Below are 24,685 nucleotides of genomic sequence, written 5' to 3' on the forward strand. Positions count from 1 at the left end.
AACATGGCTTCAATCCTTGAAGTCGGGGGGCAAGTCGGTGCAGCAACGTCGCAGTGTAGAGATATTGCGACTCAAGACAAGGGCAGCCCATGGCTATCATCTGGAAACTTGAACCACTTCATACCTCCTGGAAACACTCGGCATAATCAAGGCGAACTGTGGCTGCAAAAAAGCCCACTCCGATATCGGCAGTGGGCTTTTTCTTTATCGCCTGTCGAAGCCGATAGCGGTTCTTCAGATCTCTACGGCCAGGCTCTTGGCGGCGATCTTTTTCTGCCAGATCTGCGGGCCGGTGATGTGCGCCGACTCGCCGGTGGTATCAACCGCCACGGTGACCGGCATGTCCTTGACCTCGAATTCGTAGATCGCTTCCATCCCCAGCTCGGGGAATGCCAGCACGTCGGCCTTCTTGATCGCCTGGGCCACCAGATAGGCGGCGCCGCCCACGGCCATCAGGTACACGGCCTTGTGATCCTTGATCGCTTCGATGGCGATCGGGCCGCGCTCGGACTTGCCGATCATGCCCAGCAGGCCGGTCTGCTCGAGGATCTGACGGGTGAACTTGTCCATCCGGGTGGCGGTGGTCGGACCAGCCGGTCCCACGACCTCGTCACGCACCGGATCGACCGGGCCGACGTAGTAGATAAAGCGACCTTTCAGATCGACCGGCAGTTGCTCGCCCTTGTTGAGCATGTCGACCATGCGCTTGTGCGCGGCATCGCGGCCGGTCAGCATCTTGCCCGACAGCAGCACGGTTTCGCCGCTCTTCCAGCTCAGCACGTCTTCCGGGGTCACGGTGTCGAGGTTGACCCGACGCACGCTGGAGCCCACTTCCCAAGTGATTTCCGGGTAGGCGTCCATCGGCGGCGCTTCGAGTACCGCCGGGCCGCTGCCATCGAGCACGAAATGCGCGTGACGGGTCGCCGCACAGTTGGGGATCATGCACACCGGCAGGCTGGCGGCGTGGGTCGGGTAGTCCTTGATCTTGACGTCCAGTACCGTGGTCAGGCCGCCCAGACCCTGGGCACCGATGCCCAGCGCATTGACCTTGTCCATGATTTCCAGACGCAGCTCCTCAACCCGGTTCTGCGGACCACGGGCACGCAGTTCATGGATATCAATCGAATCCATCAGCGATTCCTTGGCCAGTACCGCGGCCTTCTCGGCGGTACCACCGATACCGATGCCAAGCATGCCTGGTGGACACCAGCCAGCGCCCATAGTCGGTACGGTCTTGATCACCCAGTCGACGATCGAGTCGGAGGGGTTGAGCATGACCATCTTCGATTTGTTCTCGGAGCCGCCGCCCTTGGCCGCAACGTCGATTTCAACCTTGTCGCCGGGGACGATCTGGTAATGGATCACCGCCGGGGTGTTGTCCTTGGTGTTGGTCCGCTTGCCAGCCGGATCAGCTAGAATAGAGGCGCGCAGTACGTTCTCCGGCAGGTTGTAGGCCCGACGCACACCTTCGTTGATCATGTCGTCCAGGCTCATGGTTGCGCCGTCCCAGCGCACATCCATACCAATCTTGGCGAACACGGTGACGATACCGGTGTCCTGACAGATCGGCCGGTGACCGGTGGCGCACATGCGCGAGTTGATCAGAATCTGGGCCATGGCGTCACGGGCCGCCGGTGACTCTTCACGCAGATAGGCCTCATGCACGGCCTGGATGAAGTCCACCGGGTGGTAGTAGGAAATGTACTGCAGCGCGTCGGCCACGCTCTGGATCAGATCGTCTTGCTTGATAACGGCCATGCTCGGACAGGCTCCTCTATATAGGCACCGGGCCATGCAACCAGGAAATTGCATACCGGGTTCACGGATAAGACAGGCCATCTGCACCGCTTGAGGATAGCTGCGCCCAACGACCCGCCAGAAAACGGGGCTAGAGTATACCCGAGCTTGACGAGCAGGCCAGTGCCAAGGCTATAGCTTTATTCAATGACTAGACAAAAGGACTAGGCAAAGCGCCTGCACAGGGTTACATTGACGTCAAAATGCCATCACGGAAAAGCAGGCATAAAATGACGTCCATGGATCCCAATCAGGCCAAGTTCCAGGCCCTGCGCCTGCAGCGCTTTTACATGGCCCAGCTTAACTACCTGATCACCTATACCGTGATCTGCGCCGCTTGGCTGGCCGACCAGTATCAGGCTTCGGCGCCAATGCTGGCGGTCCACATCGGTCTGGGCGTGGCGACTCAACTGGGGTTCTACTGGCTGATCCGCAGCGGTCGCAACCTGCGCTATCGCGACCCTAGCCTGACCAGCGGCCAGATCATCGTCGCCACCCTGCTGCTGACCTATCTGCTGGCCTACCTGGGCAGTTTCCGGGGCAGCCTGATCATGGTCTACCCTATCATCCTGATGTTTGGTGTATTCCAGCTCTCACGTCGGGAGTTTCTCAGCCATTCACTGCTGGCTCTGACCGGCTATGGCAGCCTGATAGCCTATGACTACATCTACAACCCTGGCACCCAGGATTTGCCCCTGACCCTGCTACAGTGGTTCGTCCTGGCCTGCATCCTGGGCTGGCTGAGCATGTTCTGCAGCTATATCCGTGAACTGCGTGAACGCCTGCAGCGCCGCCACTATACCCTGCAAGCCCACCAGGAAACCCTCAAGGGCATGATGGGACAACTGCAGAACCTGGCCACCACCGATGCCCTGACCGGGCTGGCCAACCGCCGCTACTTCATCGACGAAACACGTCGCCGGATGGCTCTGCTTGGCCCGCGCCAGCAACTGGGTCTGGCGCTGATCGACCTTGATCATTTCAAGCGAATCAACGACCTTTATGGACATGCGGTGGGTGATGAAGTGCTGCAACGCTTCGCCCAACTGGCCCGCGACAAGCTGCGGAGCGACGATGTGATAGCCCGCTTTGGCGGTGAGGAGTTCATTATTCTGTTGAGTAACTGCGACCTGGAAACCCTGCACCAATGCGTGGAACGGATTCGCCAGGCCTTCGCCAAACTGCAGTTTTCCGGTTTGCCGGAAGATTACTCATGCACGCTGTCGGCCGGCCTGAGCGTGGTCCGCCCTGAAGATGATCTGGAGGAGCGTATCAACCAGGCCGACCAGGCGCTTTACCAGGCCAAGCAGGGTGGTCGCAACCGCTGCACCACCCACCAGGCCGCCTATGCCTGAACTACGCATTGGCCCACAGCGGTTGCAGGTCGCCAGTGGCAGCAATCTGCTGGACGAACTGCTCGCTGACGGCCAGCCTGTCGCCTGGTCATGTCGCTCAGGGCACTGCCAGAGCTGCCTGGTCCAGGCCCAGCCAGGGCAAGCCCCTGAAGCAGCCTGCAGCGAACTTGATCCCGAACAGCAGGCCCAGGGCTGGCTACTGGCATGCCAGTGCCAGGTCCGGCAGGATATGGACCTGCATCTGCTTGATCCGGCCCAGGATGGCCTACCAGCGCAAATCAGCCGCATGGAATATCTGGCTGAGAACATCCTGCTCCTGGGCCTGCGCCCCGAGCGGCCACTACGCTATCAGGCCGGCCAGCACCTGAGCCTGTGGCTGGATGCGGAACTGGCCCGCCCCTACTCTATCGCCAGTTTGCCGGGCGAGCCGGAATTGCAGTTTCATATGGCGCTCAAGGCTCAAGGTCAGTTTTCCCAGCGCATTCAGCGCATGAATATTGGCGAGCGGATTTATCTCGGCCGGGCCAACGGTCATTGCCATTACCAGAGCGACTGGCAGGACCGACCGTTACTGCTGCTAGGGCGTGGCACCGGCCTCTCACCACTCCAGGCAGTGGCCCGCGACGCCTTGAAACATGGGCATCGCGCCGCTATCGAACTGTGGCACTGGCACCCCGAAAGCGGCGACTGCTACCTGCGTTCCGAGCTGGAAAAGCTCGCCCAGGCACACCCCCAAACCCTGCGTCTGCACCTGCACCCACAGTCCCAACTGTCCTCCGATATGGCCAGCTTGCGGCTTGCCTCACGCCATACCCTGGCGCTAGTCTGCGGTCATCCCGAATTTGTCGAACAATGGCGCAAACCGCTATTTATGGCCGGCCTGCCACGCCGGCAAGTATTCGACGAAGCCTTCGTGAGCCGCCAATAAGCCCAAGGAGCCACCGTGAGCCAAACCCTGCTGATCGACCGCAGCGATGCAGTCCTGACCCTGACCCTGAACCGCCCGGAAACCAAGAACGCCCTGACCCGCGAAATCTACAGCGGGCTGGCCGATGCCATCAATGCGGCTCAGGATGACCCGGCCATCCGCGCCATCGTCCTGCAGGGCAGCCAAAGCTGCTTCACCAGTGGCAACGACGTCAACGACTTCCTCAATGTACCGCCGGCCGGCCAGGACAGCCCGGTCTACCGCTTCCTCCGAGCCATTCTCAGCTCAGAAAAGCCCCTGATCGCCGCAGTCAACGGCCCAGCGGTAGGCGTGGGCACCACCATGCTGCTGCATTGTGATCTGATCTATGTGGCCGAGGATGCCCGGCTGAAGATGCCCTTCGTCAACCTCGGCCTGTGCCCCGAAGCCGGCTCCAGCTTCCTGCTGCCGCGCCTGCTCGGTCATCCGCGCGCAGCCGAATTGCTGCTGTTGGGCGAAGAAATCAGTGGCCGACGTGCCGTTGAGATCGGCCTGGCCAACCATGCCTTGGCTGCTGGCCAACCAGTACTGGACGCCGCCCGCCAGGCCGCCCTGCGACTGGCCGCGCAGCCACCCAGCTCGGTCCGGCTAACCAAGCGCCTGCTCAAACAGCACAGCCAGAAACAGGCACAAGAGGTTATGGAGCAGGAAGGCGCCCACTTCGCCACCCTGCTACAGGGACCGGATGCGCGTGAGGCGTTGAGTGCGTTTCTGGAGAAGCGCAAGCCGGTTTTTAGTTAAGGAAACGCTGACCAACTACACCTGAGCCTGACGGCTTGGGTGTCTGTTAAGGGAACACTGATTAATTGCAAGCCCGGTTGTCGCTGACCTGTTCTGGACTGTCGATGCCCCGGACGGGCATCGTCAAGCCCCCAGGGATGGGTTCACGGCGTGTCCAGAACAGGTCAGCGACAAGTGGGCCAGCACCGAAACCGATTTAATCAGTGTTTCCTTAAATGCCAGCACCGCCTTCAGCGACGAATCCCAAACCACAAAACCGCCAGCCGGTTGACCCAGCTCCACAGTCGTATTTTCAGCCGATGCCCCCAGCCCAAAGCCTTCCAGGCACCCAGGCTCCACTCCCGACTCTGGGCGAAGTCACGCTGAAAACAGTCCCGCACTGCAGCATTGAGAGACGGATCGACAACCTGCTGATTGGCTTCCAGATTCCAGTGCAGGGTCCAGTGATCGAAATTGCATGAACCCAGGCTGACCCACTCATCAACCAGCACCATCTTCAGATGCAGAAACCGCGGCTGGTATTCGTAGAGCCGAACACCGGCCTTGAGCAAGCCTGGGTAGAAGCGCTGCCCGGCATAGCGAACCGGAGCGTTATCGGTAATCTGACCACACAGCAGCAAACGCACATCCACCCCGCGCCGAGCCGCGCGCTTGAGTGCCCGCCGCACGCGCCAGCCTGGCAAAAAATACGGTGTTGCCAACCAGATCCGGGTTCGCGATCTTGAGACGGCCGCCAGCAGCGCCTGAACCACCTCGGTATGCTCGCGGGCATCGGCATAGGAGACCCTGGCGTAGCCTGAAGCATCAGGCGCAGGCGGCGCCGGGACGCGCACCCGGTGCCATTTTGGTGGTGCCAGCCGCAGGCGCCGGCCGGACACCTGCCACTGCCGCTCGAACAACTCGGCCCAGTCATGCACCACCGGGCCACGCACCTCCAGCATCAATTCATGCCAGAGGCTCTGGCGCTGATCCGGACGGTAAAAGTCATCGGTCAGCCCGGCCCCGCCGACAAACGCCAACGTCTGGTCAATGACCAGAAGCTTGCGGTGGTCCCGATGCAGGTTACCTCGCCCGGCCAGCCAGTACAGAGGATTGTAGAAACGCAACTCGACCCCGGCCTGAAGCAGATACTGGCGATCGGTTGTGGACAACTGCAGGCTGCCGAAGCCATCGAGCAGGCAGCGTACCCGAACGCCGCGCGCCACAGCCGCGACCAGGCTATCGAGCACCTGACGGCTGGCCTGCCCGGAACTGATCAGATAGAGCTCAAGATCGATGCTGCTACGCGCCCCGTCCATGGCCTGCAACATGCGCGGAAAAAAGCTCTCGCCATCGACCAACAACTCGAAGGTGTTGCTTTTACGCCATGGATAGATAGGGCCAGCCATGTACCGCCTTAGGGAATCCGGTAATCCTCCTGCTCGAGCAGATCCATGCCACACTGCAATTGGCTGATCCAGTCGAGGAACGCTTTGATCATAGCAGGCCCGACGAACGGCCGCCCGTGCTGCGGCACGATCATCGACGGGTTGAGAGTGCGGATCATGTTGGCCCACAACCGGCAGACCTTGTTGCCAGCCATGTAGCGCCTGTGAAAGCCCTCCATGCTGGGCACATGGGCGGCGAAGTCGGTTACCGGTTCGGCATCATCGACCATTGAGGCGCCCATATCGCCGGAAAACAGAATGCCGCTGACCGGATCGAAGAACTGCAGATTGCCCACCGAGTGGAGAAAATGCGCTGGCAAAGCCTTGATCATGGTTTCGCCCAGCGGAATGGTCTGACCACGATCCGGTACCGCGATCATCCGCTCCATGGTGCTAACCCCGTGCCTGGCGGTCAGATAGCCGGCAGACAGGTGCGGCAGAAAGCGCGCCCACAGCCGCGAACAGACCACCTTGCAGCGAGTATGCAAAAACCACTTGTCCAGAGAAGCAATGATGTCCGGATCCTGGTGCGAGGCAAACACATAGGTCAGATCCTGTAACGGAATATGCTGGCTGACTGCCAACGACAGAGGCATGTAGGTCAGATCGCCGCCCGGATCAAGCAGAGCGTGCTGATCATGATCGATAATCAGAAACTGGTTGGACTGGATACCGTCACCGGTCACCAACTGGTCGAAGCACAGTACCTTGTGCACACCATTGTCGAACAGCACGCGCGGGGGATGGGCCATAGCGTTAAACTCCTGTAACAAACCAGCCGCCGTTATATAGAACTACCTCCAAGTGAGTACTGACCTGCCTCAAGGAACCTCTGAAAAACTACCTGCGTTGGCAATACGGCGTTAAAAACAGCCTCAAAATGCTCATTTACCACATGTAAACTGCGCTTTTTCGGCTGTTTTTGCCTTGTCTTGCCTGCCTCGCCTACGTTTTTCAGAGGTTCCTCAACCCTGACATCCGTCATTCAACTGCCATCAAAGTTTCACCGTCCTGACACGCCAGCTTCCTAGCATCGACACTGATGCTAATGGCTGCCTTGCGGAGGTACCCGATGACAGATGCTGCGCTCGCGTTGGACACACAGGACAATCGTCACCTGCAGACCGAACTGGTCAAAGACCATGCCACCCTCAAAGAAGCGCTGGCACTGCGTTTCAAGGTCTTCAGCGAGGAATGCGGGGCCAGCCTGCCCAATGCCGACAGCGGCCTGGATCAGGACAGCTTCGACCTGCACTGCGAGCATTTGGTCGTGCGCGATCAGTTCAGCGGCCAGGTGGTCGCCACCACTCGCCTGCTAGACAGCCAGCGGGCTCGCCATGCCGGTGGTTTCTATAGTGAAGGCGAGTTCCAACTGATCGGTCTTGGTGAACTGCGCGGCGATGTCCTTGAGATCGGCCGGACCTGCGTTCACCCCGACTACCGCAATGGCGCTACCATCGGAGTACTGTGGGCCGGGCTGGCACAACTGATGAACGAGCGCCAGTACGGCTACCTGATGGGCTGCGCCAGCATCGGCATGGGCGATGGCGGGATTCAGGCTCACGCCATCATGCAGCGACTGCGCGAGCGCTACCTGTGCCGCGATTGGCTCAACGCCATACCGCGCCTGCCAATCCCCGAGCGCGACCTGCCGGCCAACGTCACTGCCCAGTTGCCGCCGCTGCTCAAGGCCTACATGCGCCTGGGCGCCAAGATCTGCGGCGAGCCCTGCTGGGATCCCGAGTTCAACGTTGCCGACGTGTTCATTCTGCTGCGCCGTGAACAGCTGTGCCCACGCTACGCCCGACACTTCAAGGCGGTATGAACAGCATGGGCGTGAAACGTAGCTGGCGAGCCTTGTGCGTTGCCGGGTGGATTCTGACCGGGCTGTTACTGGCCACCTGGACAGCCCTGCTGCAACCGTTCAACCCTCGTTGGCTGGCAGCACATCGTCAACGTCTGACCCGCCATTGGATGCGTACGCTCATCCGCCTGCTACCTCTGCGCATCCGCTGCCACGGCACGCCGCCCAACGGCACCACGCTTTGGGTCAGCAACCACGTGTCCTGGCTCGATATCGTGGTACTCGGCGCCCAGGCGCCGGTGCACTTTCTGTCCAAGGCCGAAGTTCGCCATTGGCCGGTAATCGGCTGGCTGGCGGCTGCGGCCGGCACCCTGTTCATCAAGCGCGGCCAGGGCAGCGGCTCGCAGTTGCAGGAGCAGTTGAGCCACGCGCTGAATCAGGGCCGCAGTCTAGTGCTGTTTGCCGAAGGCACGACCACCGCCGGCGATCAGGTGCGAACCTTCCACGCCCGCATGCTGGCCTGCGCTCAGACTACCGGCACCCCGGTTCAACCGGTGGCCATCGCCTACCGCTACAACGGTCAACGTGACCAGTACGCGCCCTTTATCGGTGACGACGAGTTCACCCGCCATCTGTGGCGGCTGCTCGGCTGCCCCGGGGTGATTGAGGTTGAGGTGTATTTTCTGCCGCTGCTGGACAGCCAGGGCAACGAGCGCAACCAACTGGCCCGCCAGGCCCAGTCGGCAGTAGCTCAGGCGTTGGGGCTGCCCGACAGCAGCGCGCGCAAATCCGGATCGGATTTCAAGGCCGCCGCCTGAGTGGCGGCATAGTCGATAACCTCGGGCATGAACGCCAGAAAGTCAGCCTCGAATCCGCCGTAGTCCCGCTCCAGCTCGAGCACCGAGCCGGCCAGCCGGTTGTCGCGACGCAAACGCCGCCCCATATTGGTCAGGGCTCGTTCCAACTGCTCCAGCTCGGCATAACTGCTCAGCCAGTCCTGCTCGGCCATACGCTGGATCACCGGCCAGGCATGCTCGGGGATCAGCGCCTGTTGGGCCAGTAAGCCGGCATACATCTGCTGGGTGAAATGCTCGATCGGCTGGGCTGAAAAGCGCCCCCAGTGCCGTGCCAGCAGGTGATCGTAGAACATGTCGACCATGATCCCGGCAAACCGCCGCCGCTCGCTGCTGACTCGAGCCTTACTGGCCAGAACCAGCGGATGGCTGTCGGTAAAGACATCGATCCGCCGGTGCAGCCAGACCCCTTCACGCACCGCAGGCGGCAGGGCCAGGTTCGCCACCGGTCCCTTGACGAAATCGCCCAGCAAGCTGCCCAGCGCCTGCTGGGGCTGTGGTGGCCCCAACAGCAGATGGGCGAGGAAGTTCATCAGGGCTGCCCCACACGCTGCTGCAGGGTGTTGAGCTGGTTTTGCAGGGTGTTGAGGGTACGATTGGTCTGCAACCGGTAACTATCGATGGCTGCCAACGCATCCTCGGTCGAACTCAGACGCTGGTCTATCTCACTGCGCAACACCAGCATTTCCTGGTCCAGGTTACGCGCCGAGGCCTGATTCGACAGACTCTGCAGCGTACTTTGCTGACGCCGGAGCTGCTCAGCCTGCTCACCGATACGCTGCTCCAGCCCCGCCAGCGCCCGGATCTCTTCACGCAGCCCGCCCAGCTCACCAGCCAGTGACTCATGCCGCTGACCACCTTGCTTCAGAGCTTCATCCAGACTCCCCAGACGACCGCTCTGGGCCTCCAGGCGCTCCTGCAATTCATTGGCCTGACCACTGATGCCATCCAGACGACGCTGCCGCGCCTCACCACTTTGCTGCAGACTGGCCAGGGTGCTGGCTTGCTGCTCCAGCTTGCGGGTCAGTTCCTGCACGCCTTTTTCCAGCGCCGTCAGCTGCGCCGCACGAGCCTGTTCCGTTTCGCTCAGGGTAGACTCGGTAGCACTGACCTTGCCAGTGATGTCCTGAATCCGCCCAGCCGCCTCCTCGCTGATACGAGCAAAACTGTTCTGGGTAGCCACCAACTGCTGCTGCAAACGGGTCTGCTGTTGATGGCTCCAATAACCCAGGCCCACCAGCCCAAGACTCAAGGCCGCACACAAAGCCCACAAGGCACCATTACCAGAGCCTTTGGGTTCACTGCGTACAGGCGAGCGCAACGGCTCGTTCGGTATCTCTTTATCAGCCTTCTCCGCCTGGGGCTCCAGCGTGCCCGGCCGCTCATCTGCGGTCGCCCGGATACTGGGTAGCTCGCCCTCAAACTCACGATCTCTCATTGACTCCCCTCAACTGCAAAAAGAGCGCACCAAAGCAATGCACGGCGCACCACAAGATCGCACGCCATCGCCTTTAGTGCCTGTTTCAGAACACTTTGACCGGCCCCAGGCAGCATAAATCCCCGGATCGACCAATCTGGTACATATTCTGCTTGCAAGGCTCTAGCCTGGCTACCGGAACTGCTTTCCGAACAGCACGAAAGGGAGAATCAGCATGATCGCCGAAGCCCAGTTCAATCGCGCCACCCTCGATTGTATGACTGCACTGCGCAGACGCCTGAAACAAAGCCTGGGGGTTACCGTCCATCTGAGCGAGCCGGATGCTGCCGAACACATGATCGACCTCAGTCGCGACTGCGCCCAGGACGACATCCGCGACCTGGGTGAACGTCTGGCCAGCATGCTCGAACCAATCGCTCCCGAGCCCGAGGAAGCGTTCGGCCTGCAGAGCGCGATTGCCGCGCGCCAACGCCAGATGAGCCAGCCCCGCGCCACTCGCCCACCCGAGCCTGCCCCCGCCAGCATGGGCGCCGGCAGCGTGCGGATCTATCGTGGCCAGGTTATTCGCAGCTAACCCAGCGCATGGCCTGCACGCTCGTTGCTACTCCAGGCACTTTCCAGGCCAGCCGGCATTCCGGCTTCCCACCAGCGGGCAAAGGCCTCAAGCCCATCAGCCACACTGACCTGAGGTTGATAACCCAACTGCGCCCGCGCGGCGTCGATGTTCAGATTGAAATCACGCGCCATGACCGCCATCCCCAGCCGCAGGATAGCCGGCTCAGGCTGACCAGGAGTCAGGTGCGCACGCCATTCGGCCAGGCAGGCCATGCCGTAAGCCAACGGATAGGGTACATGACGGGTCAATGCTGGCATGCCAAGACGCTCCAGCAAACGATTGAAAGTCGGCCAGAACGCCACCGGCTCGCCATTGCTGATGTTGTAGGCTTGCCCCAACGCCGCTTCGGGTGCGCGTATGGCCAGATCCAGAGCCAGATTGAGGTTTTCCACCGGCGTCAGGTCAACCTGATTCTCACCACGACCAATGATCTTCAGACGCCCGCTTTGATGAGCCCGCAGCAAACGTGGAAAGATAGCCGTGTCGCCAGCACCAATCACGAATCGCGGCCGCAAGGCAATCACTTCGAGCCCCTGACGCCCGGCAGCGAAAACCTTCTGTTCGGCCAGATACTTGGTGGCCCCGTAATGGTCGAAAAACCGGGGCGGGACGAAGTCTTCGGTAATATCGCGGTGATCACGACCATCGAAATACATCGACGGTGACGACAAATGCACCAGGCGGCGCACCTTGCTACGCAGCGCGGCGGCCAACACATGCTCGGTCGTGCGTACATTGGCATCGTGAAAATAACTGTAAGGGCCCCAGGTGCCCACCGCACCGGCGCAATGCACGATGACCTCGCATCCCTCAGCCAGGCGCTCGGAGAATCCCGGATCCAGCAGGTCACCCGCCAGGCACTCGGCGCCACGCTGCTTGAGCCAGCTCAGCGGCTCGGCCCGGCGTCCGCTGCAACGTACCTCATAGCCCAGGCTCAGGGCATGCGCCGCAAAACGACCACCGATAAAACCACTAGCCCCGGTTACCAGAATTCGCATTATTGTTCTCCCTGTCGGACTATGACTTTCCCCACCTTACTCCGCAGCGCCAGCCGGTACCAGTGGCGCGACGCCATCGCCTCAGCCCTGGCCCGCCGCCAACAGTGCGCTGGCGCGCTGAGCCAGTTCTGCAGTCAGGGTATCCAGCAGCCGACCACCATGACGCCAGTAGTGCCAATACAACGGCACATCCACCACCGCCCCCGGCACCAACTCGCGTAGAGCGCCGCTGGCCAGTTCCACCGGGATTTGCAGTGCCGGCACCATACCCCAGCCCATACCGGCACTGAGCAAACGGACAAACCCCTCGGACGATGGGCACAGGTGGTAGCGAAACTCACCGCCATAGTCCAACCCACTCAGAAACCGGTGCTGGAGCTGGTCATCAGGCCCAAAAACGATTGCCGGGGCGCGCCTGAGCGCCGTCTGACTCACCCCATCGGCAAAGTAGCGGGCTATGAACTCCGGGCTGGCCACCGCCAGATAACGCATATTCCCCAAGGCCAACACCCGGGCGCCAGCCACCGGCTGGGCACTGGCGCATACGCAGCCGGCCACCTCACCGGCACGCATGCGCCGCAACCCGACATCCTGGTCATCGACCACCAACTCGAACTGCAAGGCTTCACGAATACTCAACTCGGCAACCGCCTGGGCCCACCAGGTGGCCAGGCTGTCGGCATTCAAGGCAATGCGCAGGCGTGGCGGCAGATCGTCTTCACCAGCCATAGGGACAGCCTCGCGCAAGTCGCGCTCCAGCAACCGCACCTGCTGCACATGGTTGAGCAAACGCTGCCCGACTTCGGTGGCCTGGGGTGGATTCAGGCGTATCAGCACCGGAGCGCCGACCCGTGCCTCCAGCAACTTGACCCGCTGTGACACCGCTGATTGTGAAAGCCCCAGCATCTGGGCCGCCCGCTCAAACCCACCTTGCTCGATCACCGCCGCCAGGGCAGCCAACAACTTGTAATCCAGCATAAAATTTCCTTATGTGATATCAGGATTATTTGTTTTTCTTATTAAAGAGTCCAGCGCAGACTCAGCAGCATCTTTCCTGTTATGAGTGAGCCCATCCGCCATGCCCGTACTACACAGCTATTTCAACGGCCTGCTGGTCGCCGCCGGACTGATCATGGCGATCGGTGCCCAGAACGCCTTCGTTCTCGCTCAGGGGCTGCGCCGCGAACACCATTTGAGCGCCGCGCTGGTATGCATGAGCTGCGATATCGTGCTGATTCTTGCCGGCACGCTGGGCCTGGCGGTACTGCTTCAACAATCGCCGCTGGCCATGGAAATCACTCGCTGGGGTGGGGTCGGGTTTCTTTGCTGCTATGCCTTTCTGGCCATGCGCCGGGCGTTTTCCAGTCAGGCACTGGGGGCCGATCAACAGCCGCCACGCAGCCGCAAGGCAGTACTGTTGGCGACCCTGGCAGTGACCTTGCTCAACCCGCATGTCTATCTGGATACCGTAGTACTGATCGGCTCGATCGGTGCCCAGCAAAGCTGGCCACTGCTGTTCGCTCTGGGCGCGGCCAGCGCCTCGATCATCTGGTTCTTCAGTCTGGCGCTGGGCGCCGCCCGGTTGGCTCCGTGGCTACGACGCCCATCGACCTGGCGCTGGATCGATCTGGGCGTGGCCGCCATGATGCTGAGTGTCGCCTGGAGCCTCGCCGCCCCGGCCCTGAAACAGCTCTGAATCGCTATATCCCTACACTTGTTACGTGGATAGCAGACCGCACAGGTGCTATGATCAGGCTCTTCCGTGCACCTGATAAATGGAGAAACACCATGGCTTTTGAATTGCCTGCACTTCCTTACGAAAAGAACGCTCTGGAACCGCACATCTCCGCTGAAACCATCGAGTACCATTACGGCAAGCACCACAACACCTACGTGGTCAACCTGAACAACATGGTTCCCGGCACTGAGTTCGAAGGCAAGACCCTGGAAGAGATCGTCAAGAGCTCCAGTGGTGGTGTATTCAACAACGCCGCCCAGGTCTGGAACCACACCTTCTACTGGAACTGCCTGAGCCCGAACGGCGGTGGCCAGCCGACTGGCGCCCTGGCTGACGCCATCAACCAGGCTTTCGGCTCCTTCGACAAGTTCAAGGAAGAGTTCACCAAGACTGCCATCGGCACCTTCGGCTCCGGCTGGGCCTGGCTGGTCAAGAAATCTGACGGTTCCCTGGCCCTGGCCAGCACCATTGGCGCCGGCTGCCCGCTGACCTCCGGTGACACCCCGCTGCTGACCTGCGACGTCTGGGAACACGCCTACTACATCGACTACCGCAACCTGCGTCCGAAGTACGTCGAAGCCTTCTGGAACCTGGTTAACTGGGATTTTGTGGCCAAGAACCTCGCCGCCTGAGACCCCAAATGAGCAGTACCACACACCCCGCTTTTGCGGGGTGTGTCATTTTATGGCAATGTCAAAGTGACTTTACTTTGACCTCAGCCCAGCACGATGTTAATACTCTTGAATATCGAAGTGCTGCCTGCGGGCCAGAACGCTTGCATGATCATAATAACTACTTGCATGATGCAAGGATTGCCAACCACAAGCATTGGATAGAGCACTAATTTGAAACTGGAGCGTCGGCACAGTCTTTCCATCAAACTGCTGCGCTTGGTCCTGATGTGGGCACTGCTGGTAGGTTTGATCCTCAGCTTTGCTCAGATCCTCTATGACCTGCGCAAGGAACGCAGTCTGATCGACAGCACAGCGACTCAGATCCTGGCCATGGCTCGTGATCCAGCCACTCAGGCGGTTTACAGTCTTGATCGGGAAATGGCCTTGCAGGTGGTCGAGGGTCTATTCGAGCATCAGGCCGTGCGCTTTGCCTCTATCGGCCACCCCGACGAATCACCGCTGGCCATCAGAGAACGCCCCCTGATCGACACCCGCTCACGCGGGCTGAGCGACTGGCTGTTCGGGGTTGACCAGGACTACACCATCAAGCTCTTTGGTCGCGCACCCTACAATGAATACTACGGCGATCTGCGCATCACTCTGGATACTGCCCCCTACGGCCAGGAGTTCCTCCAGCGTTCACTGATCATCATGGTCTCCGGTACTCTACGGGCCATGGCCATGGCCTTTATGCTGTATCTGCTCTATCACATCCTGCTGACCAAGCCGTTATCGCGGATTATTGAACACATCGCTGAGATCAACCCCGATCAGCCAGGCAAGAATCTGATCCCGATGTTGCCGGGGCACGAGCGCAACGAACTGGGCATCTGGATCAACAAGGCCAATCAACTGCTCGATTCGATTGAGCGCAACAGCAGCCGACGCCGCGAAGCCGAGGCAAACCTGCTGCACATGTCCCAGCACGACCATCTTACCGGCCTGCCCAATCGCAGCATGTTGCAGGAACAGCTCAATCGCATTCTCGCCGACGCAGGCCGCCGTCAGCGCGGCGTGGCCGTGCTGTGCTGCGGCCTGGATGACTTCAAGGAAGTCAACGAACAGTTCAGCTATCAAAGCGGCGACAGCCTGCTGGTAGCGGTGGCCGACCGCTTGCGTGCCAACAGTGCCCAGTTGGGCTGCCTGGCGCGCCTGGGTGGCGACCAGTTTGCGCTGGTCCAGACCGGCGTCAGTGAACCTTATGAAGCGGCCGAGCTGGCCCAGACCATTCTCGATGACCTGGTCCGCCCGTTCGAGCTTGGCGCCCATACCGTCAGCCTGCGCGCCACCATTGGTATTACCCTGTTCCCCGACGATGGCGACAACGCCGAAAAGCTGCTGCAAAAAGCCGAACAGACGATGATGCTGGCCAAGGCCCGCTCGCGAAACCGCTACCAGTTCTACATTGCCAGCCTGGACAGCGAAATGCGTATTCGCCGCGAGCTGGAAAAGGATCTGCGTGGCGCGCTGCAACGCAACGAATTTCACCTGCTCTACCAACCCCAGGTGTGTTTCGATACACACCAGGTAATCGGTGTCGAGGCCCTGCTGCGCTGGCAGCATCCCGAGCGTGGCCTGGTACCGCCGGACCTGTTCATCCCACTGGCCGAACAGAACGGCTCAATCATCGAAATTGGCGACTGGGTCCTCGACCAAAGCTGCCGGCAACTGCGTCAGTGGCACGATAGCGGCTTTCCACAACTGCGGATGGCGGTCAACCTGTCGACCGTGCAACTGCACCATGGCGAACTGTCCAAGGTCGTCACCAACCTGATGCAACGCTACCAGCTCCCGGCCCAGAGTCTGGAGCTGGAAGTCACCGAGACCGGTCTGATGGAAGACATCAGCGCCGCCGCAGGACATTTGAACAGCCTGAAAAAGGCCGGGGTGCTGATCGCCATCGACGATTTCGGTACCGGCTACTCGTCACTCAGCTACCTACGCGGCCTGCCGCTGGACAAGATTAAGATCGACAAGAGCTTCGTTCAGGATGTGCTGGTTGATGTCGATGACGCCACAATCGTTCGCGCCATCATTCACCTGGCTCGCAGCCTCAACATGCAGGTAATTGCCGAAGGCGTGGAAACCAGAGAGCAGGAAGCCTACATCATCGCCCAGGGCTGCAATGAAGGTCAGGGCTATCTCTACAGCCGCCCCCTACCGGCCAGCAGCCTGATCGACTGGCTGCGCAGCTATCAGAGCGAGATGGCCAGACAGACCGCGACCCAGGCCAACTGAAGCGTTTTAGCCAGCCTGGACCAGCGCCAGCAACAGCCAGCCACTGGCCGTAGCGCAAAGCAGAAATCCACCAAGACTCAACAGCGATGCCCGGCGCATGCGCCGGCTCAAATGCTCTTCATGGTGATCCGACAACAGAAACGGCAGCCCCCGATGAGGTGGCTTGCCCAGCGCATGCACCACCGGCGCCTGCCCCGCCACCCGAGCCTGACGTCGCGCCTCCTCACCGGCAGCCTGACGCACCTGCTCCCATTCACGCTCATCCAGCCTTCCATCACCATTACGGTCGAACCGACTGAGCAGATCCGGGTAGTCGGCTTTCCACTGGCTGATGATCTGACGGGCAATGGCCTGCTCATCGATCGCCTCACGCCCACCGCCACGGCTTTGGAACCAGCCCAGAGCGTACAGGGTTTCGCCCTCCTGCAACCATTCCTCGGTATAGCGATAACGCCGCCCAAGCAGGCTGCTCATGATGCCGGTACGCACCGAGCGCCCAGCCGGCCAACGCTGGCTGCCTTCCCAGCGTTTACGCTGACGCGGATGCACTTCGGCCCCCAACGGATTGATCCAGCAACTGCCGGTCGCATCGCGCAACAGAAACGGCCGTTCCGAGACACCCCGCTCAACGGTGCGCCAGTTGCTGTTCTTGCCCGAACGACGGTATTCCTCGACCTGAAACCGATACCACAGGCATGAGATTTCGCTGAGTGGCGACAACAGCGGGGCATACCCGCCAGCATCGACCTGACCCTGTAACTCGACCAGCCCTTGAGCCGCCGAGCGAATCCGCGAGGTCGGGGTATCTTCAATCCAGCGCGCCCGGCGCAGCCGGGTCAGCCAGTTGTACAGCGTGATCAGGGTGAATAGCCCGGCCAACCCAACAGCCATGGCGTAATGCGGGTACGACAACAGCATGACGCCGTGCACATCAATCATGAAAACAGAGCCCAGATATCCACATCGGCCTTTTCAGCCTCAGAAAATTGCAGCAGATCAGCCGATGGAAAACTGAACATCCGCGCAATCAAAACATCGGGGAACTGTTCAATCCGCACGTTGTTGATGTTCACCGCCGCGTTATACAGCTCACGCCGATCGGCAATACCATTCTCCAGACCGGTGATCCGCTCCTGCAGATGACGAAACGACTCATTGGCCTTGAGTTCAGGATAATTCTCAGCCAAGGCGAACAACTGACCCAAACCGGCTCGCAGTACGGTTTCAGCCTGCCCAAGTCCCTTGACGTCGGAACGCTCACGGGCCTGAGCCACGGCACCACGGGCAGCGACCACCCGTTCCAGCGTTTCCTGTTCATGCTGCATGTAGCGCCGGCAGGCCTCCACCAGTTTCGGCAACTCCTCATGACGCTGACGCAGCAGTACATCGATATTGGCCCAGGCCTGGCTGACCGCATGCTTGATGCTCACCAACTGGTTGTACAACACGATGGCATACAGCCCGGCAACTACCAGCACGGCGATGATCGCCCAGGTAACGGGATTGGTCAGATCCATTAGCATCTCCCTCTATCATTTGTCATTATCGGCACCTCTGCGGCTCCATTGCGCCAATTTCATGAGACGTTTTGCAACAGGCGGCACTGGATAATAGCCGCATTCGGCGCATAATAGGCAGCTTGCAATCTGCCCTTGTGCCGCACTGCCTGGAAGGATCCGAAAATGTTGTTGCGCCGCTTCGTTGTCATGCTGGTACTGTTCTTTCTCGTGGTACTGGCCCTGGCCGCCTATAAAGGCTGGTCAATCTATCAGCAAATCCAGATGTTCAGCGCACCGCAGCCCCCGATTCAGGTAGCCGCGGCGGCCGCAGAACAGAAACTCTGGGAAACCCGTCTGCCTGCGATTGGTTCGCTGACCGCCGCCCTTGGTGTGGAACTGACCGCCGAAGTCAGTGGCACCGTCGAACAGTTGCACTTCCACTCCGGACAGCGGGTCGAGGCCGGTCAGCCGCTGCTGAGCATGAACACCGCCGTTGAGCAGGCCAGCCTGAAAACCGCTCAGGCCCAGGCCGAACTGGCCCGACTCGAGTTCAACCGGCAACAGAACCTGTTCGAGCGCCAGAGCATTTCCCGCAGTCAGTTCGACCAGGCCCGCTCTACCCTGCAACAGGCCAGTGCCCAGGTCGAAGAACTGCACGCCATCCTTGAACGCAAACGCATCGTCGCACCGTTCAGCGGTCGCATCGGCATCAGCCAGATCGACCCCGGCGACTACCTGTCACCCGGCACCGTAATCGCCACCCTGCAGAACCTCGAGGATTTGTTTGTCGACTTCTTCGTGCCTGAACAGCTGTACCCGCAGCTGGCACTGGAGCAGTCGGTACTGGTGCGGGTTGGGGCCTATCCGGGCGAAGAGTTCAAGGGCCAGATCGCCGCCATCAACCCCCGGGTTGAGACCGGTTCGCGCAATTTGCAGGTCCGCGCCAAGGTTGGCAATCCGGATGAGCGCCTGCTGCCCGGCATGTTCGCCGACCTGGAAGTGGTGATGCCTACTCCCGAACCGCAGATCGTGCTACCGGAAACCGCCATCACCTACACCCTCTATGGCAACTCGGTATACGTAGTCAAACCCCGGCAGGATGAGGCTGGCAACGAACTGAGTGACGAAGACGGCCAACCGCAACTGGAAGTCGAGCGACGGTTTGTCAAAAGCGGGGACCGGCGGGCCGGTGAAGTGGTCATTCTCGAAGGGCTTGAAGCCGGCGAACTGGTCATCACTGCCGGTCAGCTCAAGCTGGATAACGGTGCGCATGTAAGCATCAACAACAGCAATCCCCTGTAAGGCGAACCCAGCATGGCTTTTACCGATCCTTTCATCCGTCGCCCGGTACTGGCGACGGTGATCAGCCTGCTGATCGTCCTGCTCGGCCTGCAGGCTTTCACCAAGCTGACCATCCGCCAGTATCCACAACTGGAAAATGCCCTGATCACGGTGACCACCGCTTACCCAGGCGCCAACGCCGAGGTCATTCAGGGCTACATCACCCAACCGATCCAGCAAAGCCTGGCCAGCGCCGAAGGTGTCGATTACATCAACTCGGTCAGCCGCCAGAACTTCTCGGTGGTGCAGGTCTATGCCCGTCTGGGCGCCGATACCGACCGGCTGTTTACCGACATCATGTCCAAGGCCGCCGAAGTCCGTAACCAGTTGCCGGCCGAGGCTCAGGACCCGGTAATCAGCCGCCAGGCCGCCGACTCCACAGCGCTGATGTATGTCAGTTTCTTCAGTGAAACCCTGACCAACCCGCAGATCACCGACTATCTGTCGCGGGTGGTCCAGCCGCGTCTGGCAACCCTGCCCGGCATCGCCGAAGCCGAAATTCTCGGCCAGCAGAACTTCGCCATGCGCCTGTGGCTGGACCCGGTACGCATGGGCGCCCATGGGGTGACGGCAAGCGATATCAACCAGGCCGTCAGCCGCTACAACTTCCTCTCCGCCGCGGGTGAAACCAAGGGCGAGTACGTGGTGACCAGCGTCAACGCCTTCACCGACCTGAAAGACCCGGAAGCCTTTGCCGCCATCCCGATCAAGACTGACGGCGACACCCGGGTGCTACTCAGAGATGTTGCCCGGGTCGAACTGGGCGCGGAAAGTTACGACGCCATCAGCTTCTTTGACGGCATACCCTCGGTCTATATCGGCATCCAGGGCACCCCCACCGCCAACCCGCTGGAAGCCATCCAGTATGTCCGCGAGGCCATGCCGCTGATCGAGGCGCAGTTGCCACCGGAGCTGAAGCTGTCGATTGCCTACGATGCCACCGAGTTCATCCAGGCCTCGATCGACGAAGTAATCAACACCCTGGCCGAAGCCGTGGTCATCGTCATCGTGGTGGTATTTCTGTTCCTGGGCTCTCTGCGCTCGGTCCTGGTGCCGATCGTCACCATCCCGCTGTCGATGATCGGGGTACTGTTTTTCATGCAGTTGATGGGCTACTCGATCAACCTGCTGACGCTGCTGGCCCTGGTCCTGGCTATCGGCCTGGTGGTCGACGACGCTATCGTCGTGGTGGAAAACATCCATCGGCATATCGAAGAAGGCAAGCAGCCAGTGCAAGCGGCACTGGAAGGCGCGCGCGAGATCGCCATGCCGGTGGTGGCCATGACCATTACCCTGGCGGCGGTCTACGCTCCGATCGGCTTTCTCGAAGGCCTGACCGGCGCACTGTTCAAGGAGTTCGCCTTCACCCTGGCCGGCGCCGTGATCATTTCCGGCATCGTTGCCCTGACCCTGTCACCGATGATGTGCTCCAAGCTGCTGCGCCACGAGGAAAACCCCAGCGGGCTGGCTGCCCGCCTGGACAAGCTGTTCGACGGCTTGCAGCAACGTTACCGGCAACTGCTGCACCACAGCCTCAACACCAAGAGTGTCACCCTGACCTTTGGCGCTCTGGTACTACTGCTGATTCCGGTGCTGCTGGCCTTTACCCGCAGCGAACTGGCCCCGGAAGAGGATCAGAGCATCATCTTCATGATGGCCAGCGCACCCAAGAGCGCCAACCTGGAGTACCTAACCCACTACACCGACGAACTGACCCGTAAACTCAAGGAATTCGACGAGTATGAGTCGCACTTCCAGATCAACGGGTTCGACGGAGTGCAAAGCGGTATCGGTGGTTTTCTGCTCAAGCCCTGGGATCAGCGCGAGCGCAGCCAGATGGAGCTGCTGCCGATAGTCCAGCAGGAACTGGACAGCATCGCCGGCCTGCAGATCTTCGGCTTTAACCTGCCATCGCTGCCCGGCACCGGTGACGGGCTGCCACTGCAGTTCGTGATCAACACTCCCAACGACTACGAAACCCTGTTACAGGTTACCGAGCGAATCAAGCAACGGGCGCTGGAAACTGGCCAGTTCTATTTTCTGGATATCGATCTGGCATTCGACAAGCCGGAGCTCACCGTGGAAATCGCCCGCGAGAAAGCGGCTCAGATGGGCGTGACGATGGAAGATATCGGCTCGACCCTGGCCACCCTGCTCGGCGAAGGGGAAATCAACCGTTTCACTATTGACGGACGTAGCTACAAGGTAATCGCCCAGGTCGAGCGTCCGTTTCGTGACAACCGCGATTGGCTCAAGCATTACTACGTGCCCACCGTGGATGGTGACATGGTCGCGCTGGGTACCCTGATCACGATGGGCGAGCAGGCCCGGCCAACCCAGCTCAACCAGTTCCAGCAACTCAATGCAGCACGGATTCAGGGGGTTCCCGGTGTCAGCATGGGCGAGGCGCTGAAAACACTGGAGCAGATCGCCGCTGAAGAACTGCCCCAGGGCTTCACCGTCGACTATGCCGGCGCCGCGCGTCAATTCAAGCAGGAGGGTGCGGCGCTCTACATCACCTTCGGCCTGGCGCTGGCGATCATCTATCTGGTCCTGGCCGCCCAGTTCGAAAGTTTCCGTGATCCGCTGGTGATCCTGGTTACCGTACCGCTGTCGATCTGCGGCGCTCTGATCCCGCTATTCCTCGGGTTCTCGACCATGAATATCTATACCCAGGTGGGTCTGGTGACTCTGATCGGCCTGATCAGCAAGCACGGTATTCTGATCGTCGAGTTCGCCAACCAGTTGCAGCGTGAACAGGGCATGGCCCTGCGCGAAGCGGTCGAAGCCTCAGCGGCGATCCGCCTGCGTCCGGTCTTGATGACTACTGCGGCAATGGTCTTCGCCATGATCCCCCTGCTGTTGGCCCAGGGTGCCGGTGCGGTCAGCCGTTTCGATATCGGCATGGTGATTGCCAGCGGCCTGACCATCGGCACGCTATTCACCCTGTTCGTACTGCCAGCGGTATACCTGGCAGTAGCCAGGCAGCACGAACAGGTCTGAGCAAAGCGAGTTAGGGAGACACTAATTAAATCAGTTTCGGACACTCCCAGGAGATTGCACGGAGGTTTGTGTGTGGCTTAGGTACGGGAGCGACTATGCGCTCCCGGCGTTATGGCGAGCCGCGTAGCGGCGTGGCCATCCAGACTTACTGAAACAGCGACTCCCCGGTCAGCCCATGCTGTTCGAGAATATCGCGCAGGCGCTTGAGCGCTTCGACCTGAATTTGCCTGACCCGCTCGCGGGTCAGGCCGATCTCCCGGCCGACTTCTTCCAGCGTGCTGCTTTCATGGCCGCGCAAGCCGAAACGCCGGGTCACCACCTCACGCTGCTTCTCACTCAGCTCGGACAGCCACTGGTCGATACTGGAATTGAGGTCATCATCCTGCAGCAGTTCACAGGGATCGGTGACATGGTCGTCGGTCAGGGTGTCGAGCAGGGTCTTGTCCGAGTCGGGCCCCAGCGACATGTCCACCGAGGCCACCCGCTCGTTTAGCCCAAGCATGCGTTTGACATCCTCGACCGGCTTGTCGAGCAGTTGGGCAATTTCTTCTGGCGACGGTTCGTGATCGAGCTTTTGGGTCAGCTCACGCGCAGCGCGCAGGTAGATGTTGAGTTCCTTGACCACATGAATCGGCAGACGGATGGTGCGGGTCTGGTTCATGATCGCCCGCTCGATGGTCTGGCGGATCCACCAGGTGGCGTAGGTCGAGAAGCGGAAGCCACGTTCCGGGTCGAATTTCTCGACCGCCCGGATCAACCCCAGATTACCCTCTTCGATCAGATCAAGGAGAGTCAGCCCACGATTGACGTAGCGCCGGGCAATCTTCACCACCAGTCGCAGGTTGCTTTCAATCATGCGTTTGCGCCCGGCCGGGTCACCCTTCTGCGCCAGTCGCGCAAAGTGGACCTCTTCCTCGGGAGTCAATAGCGGGGAAAAACCGATTTCATTCAGATAAAGCTGGGTGGCGTCGAGCTGCTTGGTGAACTCGAACGCATTCTCGCGCTTGTGGTTACGCGGTGTTGCGGTCTTGGTGCGAGTATCAGAGCCTTCCATGTTGCCCTCCTCATCGTCCATGCCGTCGCCCTCGAACAGTACGACATCGTCCTCTACAACGTGTTCAGGCTCGTTATTATTATTGCGTGCCATTATTGCGTGCCCCATTCCAGTCGAATCACGATTCGGTACCAGATCCCGAAGGATCACAGCAGTCCCCCACAACCTGTCAGCAGGCCAAAGCATCACCCTCCTGGTAACCCTCCTAAGCCTATCTGGCAGCCTGCCTATAATCTATGACAACCATATTGCGATTATTCACCGGCCTTCACAGTTTGGGTAAATACGTCAAAGGATCAACCGGTTGCCCCCTGCGACGTATTTCAAAATGCAACTTCACCCTGTCAGTGCCGCTACTACCCATCTCGGCGATCACCTGCCCCGCCTTGACCTGGTCCCCCTCATTGACCAACAAACGGTTGTTGTGGGCATAGGCACTGAGATAGGTGTCATCGTGCTTGATGATAATCATCTCGCCATAACCGATGAGACCACGCCCGGCATAGACCACCGCACCGTCTGCAGCAGCCTTCACAGGCTGTCCCAATTGGCCGGCAATATCAATCCCTTTATTCAAACTTCCGTTTGACTGAAACCGGGCGATCAACGGCCCTTGAGCTGGCCAGTTCCAACCGGACACCCGCGAAGGCACGCTGGGTGATGCTGGAGTGGCTGCTGGCGTAGCAGGACGGCTGGCCGGGGCCGGGGCGGTAGCTCTGGGCTGGGTGGCTGGAGCGGTTGTCCGGGGTGGAGTTGTCGCTGGCCGGCTAGTGGCTGCGGTCGTGGCTGGCCGCGCGGTTTGGGTAGTGCGGGCGGGCGTGCCGGCAGTACCTGGACGCAGGCTGATGCGCTGACCCGGGTAGATGGTATAAGGCGCGTTGAGGTTGTTGTTGGCGGCCAGCGCACGCCAATCCCAGCCGTAGCGGAAGGCGATCTGATACAGCGTCTCACCGCGCTGCACGGTGTGCTGGCCGGAAGTGACCTGTTGCGCCGTCTGGGCCCGCTGGCCACCGCGGCTGCGGTCATCGATCGGTACCGTGGTCGACGGTCCTGCGCAGGCAGCCAGCAGCCCGGCCAGCAGCATCAACCCCAGCTGCCGCCCCCACGCCATTAGCGGTCCGCCCACCACAGACATCCCCAT

The 24,685-nt window shown here is 60.4% G+C and carries 22 protein-coding genes; 11 read left to right on the forward strand and 11 right to left on the reverse strand.

Annotation, left to right across the window (positions count from 1 at the left end):
- Positions 1-234: 234 nt before the first annotated feature.
- Positions 235-1,758 (reverse strand): fumarate hydratase, encoded by a 1,524-nt coding sequence (locus C2846_RS17205; RefSeq protein ID WP_119702057.1) that lies wholly within the window; start codon positions 1,756-1,758, stop codon positions 235-237.
- A 269-nt stretch (positions 1,759-2,027) separates the two neighbouring features.
- On the opposite strand from C2846_RS17205, the gene C2846_RS17210 reads away from it, so the two are divergent.
- From C2846_RS17210 to C2846_RS17220, 3 genes are read left to right on the forward strand one after another with little or no spacing between them, the layout of a single operon-like run.
- Positions 2,028-3,152 (forward strand): GGDEF domain-containing protein, encoded by a 1,125-nt coding sequence (locus C2846_RS17210; RefSeq protein ID WP_165443856.1) that lies wholly within the window; start codon positions 2,028-2,030, stop codon positions 3,150-3,152.
- On the forward strand, positions 3,145-4,080 hold the full coding sequence (locus C2846_RS17215; protein ID WP_165443857.1) for an iron-sulfur-binding ferredoxin reductase: 936 nt from the start codon (positions 3,145-3,147) through the stop codon (positions 4,078-4,080). The genes C2846_RS17210 and C2846_RS17215 overlap by 8 nt, the downstream gene beginning before the upstream one ends.
- A 15-nt stretch (positions 4,081-4,095) precedes the next feature.
- A complete protein-coding gene (locus C2846_RS17220) occupies positions 4,096-4,860 on the forward strand; it encodes an enoyl-CoA hydratase (RefSeq protein ID WP_119702060.1) in 765 nt (254 codons plus the stop codon).
- A 230-nt stretch (positions 4,861-5,090) separates the two neighbouring features.
- Here C2846_RS17220 and C2846_RS17225 read toward each other — a convergent pair whose 3' ends face one another.
- Both C2846_RS17225 and C2846_RS17230 read right to left on the reverse strand, forming a co-directional pair.
- Positions 5,091-6,248, reverse strand: a complete 1,158-nt coding sequence (locus C2846_RS17225) for a phospholipase D-like domain-containing protein (protein WP_119702061.1) — start codon at positions 6,246-6,248, stop codon at positions 5,091-5,093.
- Positions 6,249-6,256: 8 nt separating this feature from the next.
- Positions 6,257-7,039 carry an oxygen-binding di-iron domain-containing protein gene (locus C2846_RS17230; protein ID WP_119702062.1) on the reverse strand — a complete coding sequence of 261 codons (783 nt, stop codon included), beginning with the start codon at positions 7,037-7,039 and terminating at the stop codon, positions 6,257-6,259.
- A 320-nt stretch (positions 7,040-7,359) separates the two neighbouring features.
- Here C2846_RS17230 and C2846_RS17240 point away from each other — a divergent pair, with 320 nt between their 5' ends.
- On the forward strand, positions 7,360-8,112 hold the full coding sequence (locus C2846_RS17240) for a GNAT family N-acetyltransferase (RefSeq protein WP_080051300.1): 753 nt from the start codon (positions 7,360-7,362) through the stop codon (positions 8,110-8,112).
- 5 nt (positions 8,113-8,117) lie between these two features.
- Positions 8,118-8,909, forward strand: coding sequence for a lysophospholipid acyltransferase family protein (locus tag C2846_RS17245; protein ID WP_119702087.1), 792 nt, complete (start codon positions 8,118-8,120; stop codon positions 8,907-8,909).
- On the opposite strand, the gene C2846_RS17250 is transcribed toward C2846_RS17245, so the two are convergent.
- Both C2846_RS17250 and C2846_RS17255 read right to left on the reverse strand, forming a co-directional pair.
- A complete protein-coding gene (locus tag C2846_RS17250) occupies positions 8,843-9,478 on the reverse strand; it encodes an acyl carrier protein phosphodiesterase (RefSeq protein WP_119702064.1) in 636 nt (211 codons plus the stop codon). The genes C2846_RS17245 and C2846_RS17250 overlap by 67 nt on opposite strands.
- Positions 9,478-10,383: a coiled-coil domain-containing protein gene (locus tag C2846_RS17255; protein ID WP_119702065.1), complete on the reverse strand. Its 906-nt coding sequence runs from the start codon at positions 10,381-10,383 to the stop codon at positions 9,478-9,480. Before C2846_RS17255 ends, C2846_RS17250 begins: the two co-directional genes overlap by 1 nt.
- 214 nt (positions 10,384-10,597) lie before the next feature.
- On the opposite strand from C2846_RS17255, the gene C2846_RS17260 reads away from it, so the two are divergent.
- Complete coding sequence (locus tag C2846_RS17260) at positions 10,598-10,957, forward strand: hypothetical protein (RefSeq protein WP_080051303.1); 360 nt, start codon at positions 10,598-10,600, stop codon at positions 10,955-10,957.
- Here C2846_RS17260 and C2846_RS17265 read toward each other — a convergent pair.
- A complete protein-coding gene (locus tag C2846_RS17265) occupies positions 10,954-11,997 on the reverse strand; it encodes an NAD-dependent epimerase/dehydratase family protein (RefSeq protein WP_080051304.1) in 1,044 nt (347 codons plus the stop codon). The two genes, C2846_RS17260 and C2846_RS17265, sit on opposite strands and share 4 nt — an antisense overlap.
- Positions 11,998-12,078: 81 nt before the next feature.
- A complete protein-coding gene (locus C2846_RS17270; protein WP_080051305.1) occupies positions 12,079-12,975 on the reverse strand; it encodes a LysR family transcriptional regulator ArgP in 897 nt (298 codons plus the stop codon).
- A 100-nt stretch (positions 12,976-13,075) separates the two neighbouring features.
- On the opposite strand from C2846_RS17270, the gene C2846_RS17275 reads away from it, so the two are divergent.
- From C2846_RS17275 to C2846_RS17285, 3 genes are all read left to right on the forward strand, one after another.
- The gene (locus C2846_RS17275) at positions 13,076-13,693 is read left to right on the forward strand and encodes a LysE/ArgO family amino acid transporter (protein WP_080051306.1); all 618 of its coding nucleotides are present in this window, start codon (positions 13,076-13,078) and stop codon (positions 13,691-13,693) included.
- Positions 13,694-13,785: 92 nt separating this feature from the next.
- Positions 13,786-14,367 carry a superoxide dismutase [Fe] gene (sodB, locus tag C2846_RS17280; protein ID WP_080051307.1) on the forward strand — a complete coding sequence of 194 codons (582 nt, stop codon included), beginning with the start codon at positions 13,786-13,788 and terminating at the stop codon, positions 14,365-14,367.
- A 213-nt stretch (positions 14,368-14,580) separates the two neighbouring features.
- A complete protein-coding gene (locus tag C2846_RS17285) occupies positions 14,581-16,647 on the forward strand; it encodes a putative bifunctional diguanylate cyclase/phosphodiesterase (protein WP_119702066.1) in 2,067 nt (688 codons plus the stop codon).
- Positions 16,648-16,653: 6 nt separating this feature from the next.
- Here the strand turns inward: C2846_RS17285 and C2846_RS17290 are convergent, their stop codons facing one another.
- Both C2846_RS17290 and C2846_RS17295 read right to left on the reverse strand, forming a co-directional pair.
- Entirely contained in the window at positions 16,654-17,586 is a 933-nt protein-coding gene (locus C2846_RS17290) for a GIDE domain-containing protein (RefSeq protein WP_080051309.1), read from the reverse strand.
- A complete protein-coding gene (locus C2846_RS17295; RefSeq protein ID WP_119702067.1) occupies positions 17,583-18,164 on the reverse strand; it encodes a LemA family protein in 582 nt (193 codons plus the stop codon). Before C2846_RS17295 ends, C2846_RS17290 begins: the two co-directional genes overlap by 4 nt.
- 165 nt (positions 18,165-18,329) lie before the next feature.
- Between C2846_RS17295 and C2846_RS17300 the strand changes: the two genes are divergently transcribed.
- A complete protein-coding gene (locus tag C2846_RS17300; protein WP_080051311.1) occupies positions 18,330-19,448 on the forward strand; it encodes an efflux RND transporter periplasmic adaptor subunit in 1,119 nt (372 codons plus the stop codon).
- Positions 19,449-19,460: 12 nt separating this feature from the next.
- A complete protein-coding gene (locus C2846_RS17305) occupies positions 19,461-22,490 on the forward strand; it encodes a multidrug efflux RND transporter permease subunit (RefSeq protein WP_119702068.1) in 3,030 nt (1,009 codons plus the stop codon).
- Positions 22,491-22,635: 145 nt separating this feature from the next.
- Here C2846_RS17305 and rpoS read toward each other — a convergent pair whose 3' ends face one another.
- Together rpoS and C2846_RS17315 are read right to left on the reverse strand one after the other, a co-directional pair.
- Positions 22,636-23,637 carry an RNA polymerase sigma factor RpoS gene (gene rpoS / locus C2846_RS17310; RefSeq protein ID WP_080051313.1) on the reverse strand — a complete coding sequence of 334 codons (1,002 nt, stop codon included), beginning with the start codon at positions 23,635-23,637 and terminating at the stop codon, positions 22,636-22,638.
- Between the two features lie 175 nt (positions 23,638-23,812).
- Complete coding sequence (locus tag C2846_RS17315; RefSeq protein WP_240638226.1) at positions 23,813-24,655, reverse strand: peptidoglycan DD-metalloendopeptidase family protein; 843 nt, start codon at positions 24,653-24,655, stop codon at positions 23,813-23,815.
- Positions 24,656-24,685: the final 30 nt, after the last annotated feature.

It is taken from the genome of Pseudomonas jilinensis, from assembly GCF_003586265.1.
GTDB lineage: Bacteria > Pseudomonadota > Gammaproteobacteria > Pseudomonadales > Pseudomonadaceae > Halopseudomonas > Halopseudomonas phragmitis.